The organism is Paenibacillus sp. MMO-58 (genome assembly GCF_037146255.1).
In the GTDB taxonomy this organism is placed as follows: Bacteria; Bacillota; Bacilli; order Paenibacillales; family Paenibacillaceae; genus Pristimantibacillus.
The window spans coordinates 48323-61099 of the sequence record NZ_JBBCVY010000020.1 but is presented as its reverse complement, the minus strand read 5'-3'; the positions used below and the strand labels follow the sequence as shown (position 1 = coordinate 61099).

Below are 12777 nucleotides of genomic sequence, written 5' to 3'. Positions count from 1 at the left end.
TCAAACTCTCCATTAAAGTGTTTGACTTGCTCATTACTTGTTTTATCGCTTTTCCGTTATTTCTAACGGGGCAGTTTCGCTCGTTGTTCAGTTTTCAAAGAACAATTTCTTTTCGTGTCGTTCGCGTGTTTCTCAGCGGCGACAAGAGATAATATATCACATTCGCCTAGATGATTGCAAGTACTTTTTTAAAAACTTTTTTGAAGCTTTTATTTCCTTGCACTTGGCGCGAGAAGTAATATACCATGAATCATTTCGGGAGGTCAACCCTTTGCCCAAAAAACTTTAAGGGTTCAGACTATAAAGTACTGAACCCCAGCGATTAATGCGATTCCGGGTACACCAAGTACGACAACAGTACCTATTGTAACCGGATTTAGCGGAATATATATATTAGGAATGAGACCGGAGAAATTTAACACGTACAGGACCGCTGCAGCCAATACAATATGAATAGAAAAATTACGAAGCCATGTCCACGAGAGCTTTTGTCTAACAAGCACGCCTACAAGAGCAACCGATGATAAGATTAGCATTGCCAGCCATAATGTTTTCATTGTAACGCTCCTCTCCATTCCGGCCATACTTTGCATGTCCGCTTGGCAATCCGGATAAGCATCTCGTATCGCTTCTCCGCCGTGATTAACGCATAGATGGCATAATCAATCTGATCTTCGCCAACGGCAACGTTGAAGAACCGGGTCGCATTCATCCACTCCTTGTGCGCTTCATCAATCTCCGCCCGCAGATGCTCTCTCCATTCCGCCGTATCCGGTTCCGGTACAGGCTGAAACTGAGTCTTCATCATTTCCAATCCGCCCGTATGCTTACTTTCATTTGGCTGTTTTATCTCCCGCCATAAGTTCGCCATTACACCATGCCTCCTCTGCTCATCCACCTGGGACAAGACTTTTTCTATATATGTATAGAGGCTTGGACAGCTATTTAGAACGGATTGCATCCCGAAAACAAAACAAGAGCCGTCTCCCATGTCGGGAAACGGCTCTTTCTTCGTGTATTAAGTTAACTCAACTCTCTGCGTCCTTCAAGCGCCTTGGACAGGGTAACCTCATCGGCATATTCAAGGTCGCCGCCAACCGGCAGACCGTGCGCAATCCGAGTGACGCGGATACCAAACGGTTTGACCAGCCTCGAAATATACATCGCGGTCGCTTCGCCTTCAATATTCGGATTCGTCGCCAAGATCAGTTCCTGCACACGTTCATCGCTCAAACGGCGGAGCAGCTCCGCAATCTTAATCTGATCCGGCCCAATTCCCTCAATAGGGGATATAGCACCCTGAAGCACGTGGTAGTGTCCTTGAAATTCCTTCGTCCGTTCCATAGCTACAAGGTCCTTCGATTCCTGGACCACACAAATAACAGAGTTATCGCGCGTCTTATCCTGGCAAATCCGGCATGGATCGGTATCGGTAATATTGCAGCAGACGGAGCAGTACGTCAGATTCCGCTTAACGCTGACAAGCGCCTTAGCGAAATCGATGACATCATCTTCTTTCATGCGAAGCACATGAAAAGCCAATCTTGCGGCTGTCTTCGGTCCAACGCCCGGAAGCCGCGTAAAGGCATCAATAAGCTTCGCTATCGGTTCGGGATAAAACAAAACGCGCAGCCCCTTTCAAGCATCCAGCTTAAACGGCTGACGCCGCCCTTGCGGCGGCGTCAGCATACGTATAGCTTATATATGTTATATAAACAGCAATCCGCCCTAGAACAAGCCAGGAATTTTCATGCCGCCAGTGAATTTACCCATATCTTGATTCGCAATTTCGTCTACTTTCGTAAGTACGTCATTAACAGCCGTCAAAACAAGGTCTTGCAGCATTTCAACATCGTCCGGATCTACTGCCTCAGGTTTGATCGCGATGCTAAGGATTTTCTTGTGGCCGTTCGCTACCACGGTTACAACCCCGCCGCCAGCCGTACCTTCAACCGTTTTGTTTACAAGCTCTTCTTGGGCTTTCATCATTTGCTCTTGCATTTTCTTCACTTGCTTCATCATTTGGTTCATGTTATTCATGACTTATCACCTCATCGTAATAGTTAATTATCTTCTTTAATTACAACTAAGTCTTCACCAAAAAGCTTAACAGCTTCCTCTACCCATTGTGGACGCTGTTCCTCCCCGGTGTCAATCGCATCCGGCTGTAATTCCAGTGTTTCTCCCTGCTGCTCGCCTGAGCGTTCAGCCGCATTCTGCCATTCCTTCAGCATGCACGTTGCAAGCTTGACCGGATTGCCGAATACGTCCTGCATTACCCGTTCGATAATCTCCCGGTGTGCCGGCCGCTCCGTGGTCTCCCGGTGCATCGTGTTCTTGAAGGCAACAAGAATCGTGGAATCCGTTGCGGCCACCGGCTCACCGTCTACCAACCAGGCATGTACGGTTATTCTTGCTTCCTTCACCCGTTGGAGCACTTCGTTCCACTTCATCCGAACTTGCCCAGTGCCCGGACTGCCGGCTACGGCAACAAACGGATCAAGCTTCACCGTAGACCGGCTGACCGCAGCGCCGCCTCCGCCAAAACCGGGGCGGCGGGACTGGCTGGCAGGCTGTCGGACCGCACCTCCATCTCCCGCTCCGGCACCGGATCCTGCAGCTACGCCATTTTGAATTAGCTGCTCCAGCTTCCGCTCAAGGATCTCTACCTGCTGGCGAAGACGCTGTACTTCAGCCGATGCAGCTGGCGGAGAGGAAGCCACGGCACCGCCGCCGCTTCCCGCTCCCCCCCCGTCACTCTCGTTACCTATCGTGCAGATTTTCATCAAAGCGACTTCAAACAAAGTCTGCGGCTGCGAAGCATGCTTCATATCCGATTGATAGGTATTAAGCGTATCAATCATCTTAAATAACCGCTCGGAGCTGAAAGCATCAGCCATTCCGCGGAACCGTTCAGCGTCAACTACCCGCTCCGTTACCGCACCCTGCGGGGCTAGCTTTAATACAAGCAGATCGCGGAAATAGAAGATCAGATTCTCCATGCATTTGTCCGCGCTTTTCCCGGCCTGCGTTAAGCCCTCTACCAGCGGCATGATTGCGGCTACATTACGGTCCCGGATTGCCTCAGCCAGTGCATAGAACTGATCCGCGGCCATGCCCCCCGTTACATCAACAGCTCCATCAAGGGTAATTCGCGAACCGCCAAAAGCAGCTACCTGCTCAAGCAGGCTTATCGCATCGCGCATCCCGCCTTCGGATAGACGGGCAATATATGCAATCGCATCCTCTTCCGCCTCAATGCCTTCTTCCCGGCAAATCTCAAACAGCCGCTCCGATTGCTCTTCCAGCGAGACTTGCCGGAAGTCGAATCTCTGACATCGCGAAATAATCGTAGCCGGAAGCTTATGAGGCTCGGTGGTCGCCAGAATAAAGATAACATGCCCAGGCGGCTCCTCTAACGTCTTCAGGAGCGCGTTAAACGCCTCGGACGTCAGCATATGGACTTCATCAATAATATACACTTTATATCGAACTTCAGACGGGGCATAACGGACTTTATCGCGAATGTCCCGTATTTCGTCAATACCCCTATTAGACGCGGCGTCAATCTCGACAACGTCCATAATATGACCGGCCGTTATGCCGCGGCACGCATCGCATTCGTTACAAGGCTCTTCTGCAGGACCCCGTTCACAGTTAACCGCTTTTGCCAATACCTTGGCTGCCGTTGTTTTCCCCGTTCCCCGGGGACCATTAAATAAATAGGCGTGCGAAACCCGATTCTCTCGAATCGCATTTTGCAGCGTTTGTATAATATGCCGTTGTCCAACCATATCCTGGAACGTCTGCGGACGCCAGGCACGATATAATGCAATATGACTCACGCGTTTACGTTCCCTTCGGCTTGCTCATTCTTGTTCTCTATTATACATCATGATGTCTATAAGCAAAACAAAAACACCCGCATTTCTGGCATCTGCTTCTTCAAAACAGATCCACATCGCTGGTGTTCCTTCACTTAAACTATGAAAAAGATGAACCGTGCACCTGCCCTCGATAACATGCGATCCAGGCGGCACTCTTGCGTCTCAGCTCGGGTCAGGCACTCCCCCGGCACATGAACAAACTTGCTTATGGCTGCTTCCTTCCGGACCTGACCAGGTTCACAAGCGTCCATTGCGGAGGACCCAACCGTCAACACTGATTGCAAGCGCCAAACCCTGCATCACATAACCTAAGGCAGGAATTCAACCTCGCTAAAGCGGATTGCGAGTTACAGGGCACCGCTAACTCCCCATCTAGCACGGCAAAACTAAGTATAGCCCATCCAAACGCAAAGCGCAACCGTATGATAATGGCAGCCGGAATTAACGGGATGCTTTCACTTTGACATGGTAGCGCGGCATGTTGAGCTGAACAGCCTGCTCCGTCTTTGCGCGCAGCGCCTCAAGCTGAGCGTCCGTCAGATTGGAAGCGGCCTTGACGTGAACGGTAAGATCCCCGCCGTTAAAGGCAACACGGCTGCTTTTGATTCCGTCGATCGGTTGCAGCACCTGATTAATAAGCTTCCTGTCCGTCTCGTAATTAAGGAATGTCTTGTTATTAGGCAGGTTAGGGTTGCTGTTGGAATAACCCATGTATCCGTCATGGCCATAGGTTTTTACCTTGCCGTCATTCGTCCGGTGGCCATTGTTCACGCCGTCGGCAGCACAGCCGGTCAAACTAGCGATGACCAAAGCCGGTATCGCAAATCCCATAAATATTAAGCGCAGCTTGCGGCGCAGCATCTTTTTGGTAAGCAATCAAAAAACCTCCCTTTAACCATAGGATGGCTAAGGGAGGTTTTCTTATTCTGCCAAATTAAGCGGCAGATGAGATTAAATGCCGTATTTCTTTTTGAAACGATCGACGCGACCGCCTGCATCCAAGAACTTTTGCTTACCCGTGAAGAACGGGTGGCATACGGAACAAACCTCTACGCGAAGATTCGATTTAATCGAACCAGTCTCGAACGTGTTACCGCAAGCGCAAGTGATGTTGGATACGTGGTATGTCGGATGAATACCTTGTTTCATCTCGTTCACCTCTTTCTGCCCTGAACCACATGCGGGTCCAGAGTTATAAATCACACAACACGGATTATAGCACGACGATTACAAGCATGCAATGCCGATGTTTTGCCAGCTACTTGCGCGCCGCTGCCGGCGGAAGATGCGTATATGAGCCGATTACGACATCCGGCAGCTCTTCACGGAAGATTTCAAGCATTTGCTTCATCCCGTAAATCTCGCCTTTGGCAGGAGGAATCAGCTGCAGGTAGCTCTCCGGATCAATATTCAGGTTGCGCATTTGAATAAGCTTAAGACCGGTCCGCTTTGCAAATCCGATCATCGCTTCGATCTCTTCCTCACGATCGGTTACCCCAGGGAAGATCAAGTAGTTGATGGAGGTGTATACCCCTTTATCCGTCGCATACTTCAAGGATTTCTCTACATTGGCAAGCGTATAAGCACGCGGCTTGTAGTAAGCATTGTAATGCTCGTCAATAGCGCTGATCGTGCTGACGCGCATCAGATCAAGACCCGCGTCGACGATTGCGCGCATGAAGTCCGTAAGTCCAGCATTCGTATTGATATTAATATAGCCCTGGTTTGTCTGGCTTCTGACGATCTTCATCGCTTCCACGATAATTTTGGCCTGCGTGGAAGGCTCGCCTTCGCAGCCTTGGCCAAAGCTGATGATCGATTCCGGCGTTTTCAGATGCTCCAGCATCACTTCCACGATCTCATCCACCGTTGGCTTGAAGTTCATCCGCGTCTGAGGCGCAACAAACCCGCTGTCATCCGGCTGCTCCGAAATACAGCCGAAGCATCCCGCGTTGCAGGAATACGAGACGGGTACGCCGCCCTCCCAGCGCTGCAGGAACGTATTGGAGGAAGTTAAGCATTCGTAGCCAAGCGCACAATGCGATAAATGCTTGTACAGTCTGTTCTCCGGGTATTTGGCAGTCAGCAGTTCTACTCCTTTGCGGACATCTCCCCGGTCACAGTTAAGCGGATCCCATTTGTAAGGATCATCGCTTTGCTCAGCCGCTACATAAAAACCGCCGTCCTTCCACACGACAGAGGTGTAGCCAAAGAGAGGAAACTTCTCATTTTTATCCGTCTTTACATAGCTTGGCAGCGCCAGTCGGGTATAACCCTGCGGCAGCAATGCGCCTACGGCCTGGTAATTGCCGGAGAGCATTTTCATTTCGCCGGTATCCGGGTCCATAAAGACCGGACGGGTATGCGGCAGCCCTACGAGAGTAGCCCCCCTTGGCAGAGGAATCAACTCGTCCTCCATTAATTCGACGATCATATCGCCGCTGCGCCCAAGCGCTATATAGTCAGGATGATCAAACACATTGCCTTTCTCATCCGCGTATACGAGATTCATCTTGATGTCCTCCTTCCGGCGGCACTAGGAGCCGTGCGTCGTGCGCGGCGCTGGTCGCCTTCCGGTTGCTGCGCTGCTTTTGAGTCCCGTACCTGTGGTGCCCGTTCCTGCGCTTGTCCGCTGCTGCGGGGCAGGCTTGTCTTCCGATGTATCAAGCGACATCAGGAATTCCTCATTCGTCTTCGAATCGGCGAGCTTCTTCAGGAATCCGTCGACAAAGTCAGGCGTATCGGTCATATTGCGGCGAACAACCCATAATTTATCCAATTCTTCTTTCGATAAAAGCATTTCTTCGCGGCGCGTACCCGATCTGCGGATATCGAGCGCCGGGAAAATACGGCGTTCTGCAAGCTTGCGGTCAAGATGCAGCTCCATATTGCCCGTACCTTTAAATTCTTCATAAATGATATCATCCATACGCGAGCCGGTCTCGATAAGCGCCGTCGCCAGGATAGTCAGACTGCCGCCTTCTTCCACATTGCGGGCCGCGCCGAAGAAGCGCTTCGGGCGATGGAAAGCTGCCGGATCGATACCGCCGCTAAGCGTACGTCCGGATGGCGGAACAACCAAGTTATAAGCACGGGCAAGACGGGTAATGCTATCGAGCAAAATAACAACGTCTTTCTTGTGTTCTACCAGACGCAATGCCCGCTCAAGCACAAGCTCGGCTACTTTTATATGGTTCTCAGGCACTTCATCAAAGGTGGATGCAATCACTTCGCCCTTCACGGAACGCTGCATATCCGTTACTTCCTCCGGGCGTTCATCAATAAGCAGCACAAACAACTCGATATCCGGATGATTCGTCGAAATACTGTTCGCTATTTCTTTGAGCAGCAAGGTTTTACCCGCTTTTGGCGGCGCTACAATCAGTCCGCGTTGACCAAGGCCAACAGGCGCAAGTAAATCCATAATTCGCGTAGAAAGTTTGGAAGATGCCGTCTCCAGCACAAGCTTTTTCTGTGGATAAAGAGGAGTTAGAGCGGGAAAATGAAGTCTTTCGGCCGCTTGCGCAGGGTCGGTGCCGTTTACGGCATTTACCTGGAGGAGGCCAAAGTATTTCTCAGAGTCTTTCGGCAGCCGGCATTTGCCTGATACAAGGTCGCCGGTACGCAAGTCGAACTTTCGAATCTGGGAAGCAGAGATATAAATATCCTCTTTGCTAGGCAAATAGTTGATTGGCCGTAAGAAGCCAAAGCCTTCCGGCAATGTTTCAAGTACACCCTGCATAAACATGAGGCCGCTTTTTTCTGCTTGTGCCCGTAATATTGCGAATATTAATTCCTTCTTCTTCAGCTGGCCGTAGTACGGTATTTGATATTGCTTCGCCAATTTGTACAATTCGGTCAGCTTCATTTCTTCGAGATCGGAGATCTGAAGATCTGTCATATTCTCACCACTTTGTATTCAGTTTTAGCTATCATTATATACCCGATTTGACGAATTCTATTCGTCCAGACTCCCAGAAAAACGCCAAATCGGGTGTTTCACTCCGTTAAAAATAATAATTATTCCGTTTCCCGCCACACATCCGCGCCAAGTCTGCGCAGGTTATCTACAAGATTGTCATAACCGCGGTCAATATATTCTACGCCAGTGATCTCCGTAATTCCTTCTTTGACGGTAAGACCAGCGATCACAAGCGCAGCACCTGCCCGCAGATCCGCAGCTTTAACCTTCGCCGCAAACAGCTCTCCGCCTTCAATAATCGCGGAACGGCCTTCCACGCGGATATTCGCGCCCATCCGATTCAACTCCGGTACATGCTTGAAACGGTTGCTGTAGACATAGTCGCTCAGGATGCTGACACCCTTGGCTTGGGCAAGCAGCGTTGTCATCGGAGACTGAAGGTCCGTTGCAAAGCCCGGATAAACCAAAGCTTTCACGTCAACCGCCGTATACTCCGGCGCGCCGATAATACGGATAGACTCGTCCATCTCCTGAACGGTTACTCCCATTTCTTCAAGCTTCGCCGTCATGGCTTCCATATGCTTCGGAATGACGTTGTCGATGGTAACGTCTCCGCGTGTTGCCGCGGCAGCAATCATATAAGTGCCTGCTTGAATCCGGTCCGGAATAATCGAATGGCGGCAGCCATGCATGCTGTCTACCCCTTCAATCCGGATTGTCTCCGTACCCGCACCCTTGATCCTCGCGCCCATCGCATTCAGAAGCGTTGCTACATCTATAATCTCAGGCTCTTTTGCCGCATTTTCGATAATCGTAGAGCCTTTGGCCCGGGAGGCCGCAAGCATTATATTAATGGTCGCGCCAACGCTGACAACGTCGAGATAAATTTTCGCTCCGCGCAGCTCTTTGGCATGAATCCGCATCGAGCCATGTTCGTTGGTAACGGTAGCCCCTAGTGCCTCAAAGCCTTTAATATGCTGATCGATTGGTCTTGGCTCAAAATTACATCCGCCCGGCAATCCGATAATCGCTTCCCCAAAGCGTCCAAGCATAGCACCCATCAAATAATAAGAAGCACGCAGAAGCTTCACTTTCCCATTAGGCATCGGTTTAGATTCAAGCCGCGAAGGATCAATTTTCATGACATCGCCCTGCCAGCTTACGACAGCACCGAGGTCCTGCAGAATCTCACTGTATACGACAACATCGCTCAAATGGGGCAAATTGTCCAATACCACTTCTGATTCTGCCAATATGGCAGCCGGAACCAGAGCGACGGCACTGTTCTTTGCTCCGCTTATTTGGACGGTGCCCCGCAGCGGACGTCCACCGCGTATCATCAATTTCTCCATCAAATATAGTCCTCCCGAAATGTAAGAAGAAACATAGGAAAACCGCCTTATGGCGCGAGCTCATACTGACACGCTCGCCGTGATGGGCGGCTCATTATCCCGTATTCCTATTTAGTACACTTTGCTTGTTTTCGCTTCCATGCGAAACGAAATTTTATCGTTAATAAAAGATGAACATGTCTATTAGACCGTTGATTCTGAGCCATTATACCATATCGGGACAGGGAATGGTATTTCTCTTACAGAAGTAGGTAACGGGTTAGAAACCTTTAATTTAGGAGATATCAATTATTCCTTTTAAAAGAGAATTCTCATAAAAAAAAGGGTCCCTTAGGACCCTACCGCAAAGCGGTTATTGGAGTTGCCGCCGTGAAGCTGCATATTAACCGCAATTCGCATCTCATCAATATCAAACGGCTTCGTGAAATGCATAACGGCCCCCAGATCAGTCGCTTCCTTGATCATATCAAGCTCGCCGTATGCCGTCATCATAATGACTTTGATATCACGGTTGATTGCCTTCACATGCTTTAAAATTTCAAGTCCATCCATCCCCGGAATCTTCATATCAAGCAGAACGAGGTCAGGATTCTCGGCTTTTACGATTTCCAATGCCAACCTACCGTTTGAAGCTTGGAAAGTATTGTAGCCTTCACTGCTGAACACTTCCATCAGAAGCACACGGATGCCATTCTGATCATCAACGATCAATAGCTTCTTCTTCTCCAAGATATTTACCTCCCGCGACTCGACCCACAACTGGTCAACTCTTCCATAATCGTTAATATATTCGCGCGGAGAGGTACATTATCCTGCTTTTCCACTAAAAAAATTGGAGACATCGGATGTCAGAACAGCTGTTCTTACTGTCCGGAGTATTTCAATGCCGCACGCACAAAGCCGCGGAAGAGCGGTTGAGGACGGTTCGGACGGGATGTGAATTCCGGATGGAATTGAACCGCGAGGAACCATGGATGCTCAGGAAGCTCCACCATTTCCACCAAACGGCCGTCCGGCGAAGTACCGGAAATACGAAGACCTGCCGATTCAATGCGTTCACGGTACTCATTATTGAATTCATACCGGTGACGGTGACGCTCATAAACAAGCTCATCGTTATATTCAGTAGCCGCAAGCGATCCCGGTTTCAATTTGCAAGGGTAAAGGCCAAGACGCATCGTGCCGCCCATGTCCTCGATGTCCTTCTGATCCGGAAGAAGGTCGATAACCGGATACGGCGTCGACGGATTAATCTCCGCGCTGTTCGCGTTGAATAGGCCGGCTACGCTGCGCGCGTATTCGATAACGGCAACCTGCATGCCAAGGCAAATGCCGAAGAACGGAATTTGCTGCTCGCGGGCATAACGGATAGCCGAAACTTTTCCTTCGATACCGCGATCGCCAAAGCCGCCAGGCACGAGAATACCGTGAACGCCTTTCAGCGCTTCCGCAACGTTCTCGTCATCGATCTCTTCCGCATTCACCCAACGAAGCTTCACTTCGGAATCGGCATCGAAACCTGCATGGCCAAGCGCTTCTACGATTGAAAGGTAAGCGTCATGCAGCGCGACGTATTTGCCGACAATGGCGATTTCCGTCGTTTTATGCAGCGATTTCACGCGGTTCACAAGATCTTCCCATTGCGTCATGTCGGGTTGGTTCGTCGTCAGCTTCAGATGGTTCACCACGATATCGTCGAGGCCTTGCTCGCGAAGCATCAGCGGTACTTCATACAAGGTCGAAGCGTCGATACATTCAACAACCGCGTTAGCGTCGATATCGCAGAACAAGCCGATTTTGCGTTTCAGGTCTTCCGACAGCGCATGCTCGGTACGGCATACGATTACGTTAGGCTGAATGCCGATGCTGCGGAGTTCTTTTACGCTATGCTGCGTTGGCTTGGTCTTTACTTCGCCCGCTGCTTTGATATATGGGATAAGCGTTACGTGAATATACATCACGTTGTCGCGCCCGATGTCGCTTTTGATTTGACGGATCGCTTCAAGGAAAGGCAAGCTTTCGATATCGCCCACGGTACCGCCGATTTCAGTGATAACAACGTCGGAGCCGGCCTCTTTGCCCGCGCGGTATACGCGCTCCTTGATTTCGTTCGTAATGTGCGGGATAACCTGAACCGTTCCGCCCAGATATTCGCCGCGGCGTTCCTTGGAGATAACGTTCGAATAAATCTTGCCTGTCGTAACGCTGCTGTACTTCGTCAGGTTAATATCAATAAACCGTTCATAATGCCCAAGGTCAAGGTCTGTTTCCGCACCGTCGTCTGTTACGAATACTTCGCCATGCTGGTACGGGCTCATCGTTCCCGGGTCAACGTTGATATAAGGATCGAACTTTTGAATCGTTACTTTCAACCCTCTGTTCTTAAGCAGACGGCCGAGTGATGCAGCGGTAATTCCTTTGCCAAGCGATGAAACGACGCCCCCGGTTACAAAAATATATTTTGTCACTTTGCTAATACCCTCCATGCTCCTCTGGTTATGTTTAGGTTATCCCATTTGCACAATAAACATGGATTAGCAGACTCTCTATTCCTCTGTCCAGTTTATGGATGAACAAATCAGGTTCCTGAACTTGCTTCTAACTTGCTTCTACAAACAAAAAAAGTGACACCCGTCTTCACGGGGCACTTTTCATTTGGCATATTATTATAACGTGTAGCTTGCCGGTAAAACGCGGCAAATGCTAGATCCGCAGAGGCTTGTATCCTTCAAAAACGAGAAGGTAAGCCATTGCTGCTTATGCGGTACGTTAACCGAATCTTAAAGCCCATGCAATAGTTTACTCTGCCCGTATGCGGACTGTCAAGCTTAAACACGGCAAGCTCGAGGACGATTATTTATCGTCTTCTTCATCCTCATCGTCTTCAAAATCTTCGTCTTCGGAGTCTTCATCGTCAAGCTCAGCGTCAGCGTCGATTTCCTCGTCAGATTCATCATCTTCGAGCTCTTCATCTTCGATACCAACTTCTTCATCAACTTCTTCTTCCGCTTCTGCTTCGCCGAATTCACTATCTTCATCGTAAGAATCGTAATCTTCCTCGTCCGCTGTGTACGACTCATCTTCTTCATCCGCGAACAGATCTTCATCATCATCTTCGTCATTAATGATACGAGGACGCTTCGCGTTCGTGATCGGATCTTCGTTCTTTTCAACCGGATACCAGCGTTTCAATCCCCACATATTGCTTCCAACGCAAGCGAACCTGCCGTCAATATTAATCTCCGTGTATACTTGAGCAATTACTTGGTTAACTCCGTCCGCAGACAGTCCGCGAACCTTCGCGATTTCCATCATCAGGTCACGGTAGTAATAAGGCGTATTGGCCGATTTCAACAATTCAAACGCCAAGTCGACCATAGGCATTTCTTTTATCCGCTCAGGATCGAGCTTCAATGTAATATTGCCGCTGCTCATATGGACACATCCCTTCTTGCTATCTTCATACTTTCGTCATCATAACCATTATCAAAGTATAGTAAAACCTATTTTATTCAAAAAAGCAAGCAGTCCCCGGGCTGCTTCCCGCCTATGCAAATGTTCCCTGCAAAAAGAAAAAAGCGAAGGGCTGTCCCTTCGCTTTGACTGTATCCATCCG

Annotated in this window: 13 protein-coding genes and 1 other RNA gene; all 14 read right to left on the bottom strand. The window is 49.6% G+C overall.

Annotation, left to right across the window (positions count from 1 at the left end):
- Positions 1-293: 293 nt before the first annotated feature.
- Complete coding sequence (locus WFJ73_RS31690; protein WP_127497872.1) at positions 294-557, bottom strand: pro-sigmaK processing inhibitor BofA family protein; 264 nt, start codon at positions 555-557, stop codon at positions 294-296.
- Complete coding sequence (locus tag WFJ73_RS31685; protein WP_243711809.1) at positions 554-871, bottom strand: DUF2508 family protein; 318 nt, start codon at positions 869-871, stop codon at positions 554-556. Before WFJ73_RS31685 ends, WFJ73_RS31690 begins: the two co-directional genes overlap by 4 nt.
- Before the next feature lie 152 nt (positions 872-1023).
- Positions 1024-1623, bottom strand: coding sequence for a recombination mediator RecR (gene recR, locus WFJ73_RS31680; protein ID WP_127497867.1), 600 nt, complete (start codon positions 1621-1623; stop codon positions 1024-1026).
- A 105-nt stretch (positions 1624-1728) separates the two neighbouring features.
- Positions 1729-2040 (bottom strand): YbaB/EbfC family nucleoid-associated protein, encoded by a 312-nt coding sequence (locus WFJ73_RS31675; RefSeq protein WP_127497865.1) that lies wholly within the window; start codon positions 2038-2040, stop codon positions 1729-1731.
- 23 nt (positions 2041-2063) lie between these two features.
- Entirely contained in the window at positions 2064-3845 is a 1782-nt protein-coding gene (gene dnaX, locus WFJ73_RS31670; protein WP_336776782.1) for a DNA polymerase III subunit gamma/tau, read from the bottom strand.
- A 155-nt stretch (positions 3846-4000) separates the two neighbouring features.
- An RNA gene (gene ffs, locus WFJ73_RS31665) (signal recognition particle sRNA large type) lies at positions 4001-4268 on the bottom strand.
- Between the two features lie 60 nt (positions 4269-4328).
- Positions 4329-4763 (bottom strand): hypothetical protein, encoded by a 435-nt coding sequence (locus tag WFJ73_RS31660; RefSeq protein ID WP_336776781.1) that lies wholly within the window; start codon positions 4761-4763, stop codon positions 4329-4331.
- 75 nt (positions 4764-4838) lie between these two features.
- Positions 4839-5036: a 50S ribosomal protein L31 gene (gene rpmE, locus WFJ73_RS31655; protein ID WP_091190789.1), complete on the bottom strand. Its 198-nt coding sequence runs from the start codon at positions 5034-5036 to the stop codon at positions 4839-4841.
- A gap of 109 nt (positions 5037-5145) precedes the next feature.
- Complete coding sequence (locus tag WFJ73_RS31650) at positions 5146-6399, bottom strand: radical SAM protein (protein WP_127497859.1); 1254 nt, start codon at positions 6397-6399, stop codon at positions 5146-5148.
- 24 nt (positions 6400-6423) lie between these two features.
- Positions 6424-7788 carry a transcription termination factor Rho gene (gene rho / locus WFJ73_RS31645; RefSeq protein WP_132312436.1) on the bottom strand — a complete coding sequence of 455 codons (1365 nt, stop codon included), beginning with the start codon at positions 7786-7788 and terminating at the stop codon, positions 6424-6426.
- A gap of 119 nt (positions 7789-7907) precedes the next feature.
- Positions 7908-9161, bottom strand: a complete 1254-nt coding sequence (locus tag WFJ73_RS31640; RefSeq protein ID WP_012772141.1) for a UDP-N-acetylglucosamine 1-carboxyvinyltransferase — start codon at positions 9159-9161, stop codon at positions 7908-7910.
- Positions 9162-9491: 330 nt separating this feature from the next.
- Positions 9492-9890: a response regulator gene (locus WFJ73_RS31635; protein WP_012772140.1), complete on the bottom strand. Its 399-nt coding sequence runs from the start codon at positions 9888-9890 to the stop codon at positions 9492-9494.
- Positions 9891-10024: 134 nt separating this feature from the next.
- Positions 10025-11629: a CTP synthase gene (locus WFJ73_RS31630; RefSeq protein WP_336776780.1), complete on the bottom strand. Its 1605-nt coding sequence runs from the start codon at positions 11627-11629 to the stop codon at positions 10025-10027.
- Positions 11630-12014: 385 nt separating this feature from the next.
- Positions 12015-12596 (bottom strand): DNA-directed RNA polymerase subunit delta, encoded by a 582-nt coding sequence (gene rpoE / locus WFJ73_RS31625; RefSeq protein WP_336776779.1) that lies wholly within the window; start codon positions 12594-12596, stop codon positions 12015-12017.
- Positions 12597-12777 lie beyond the last annotated feature (181 nt).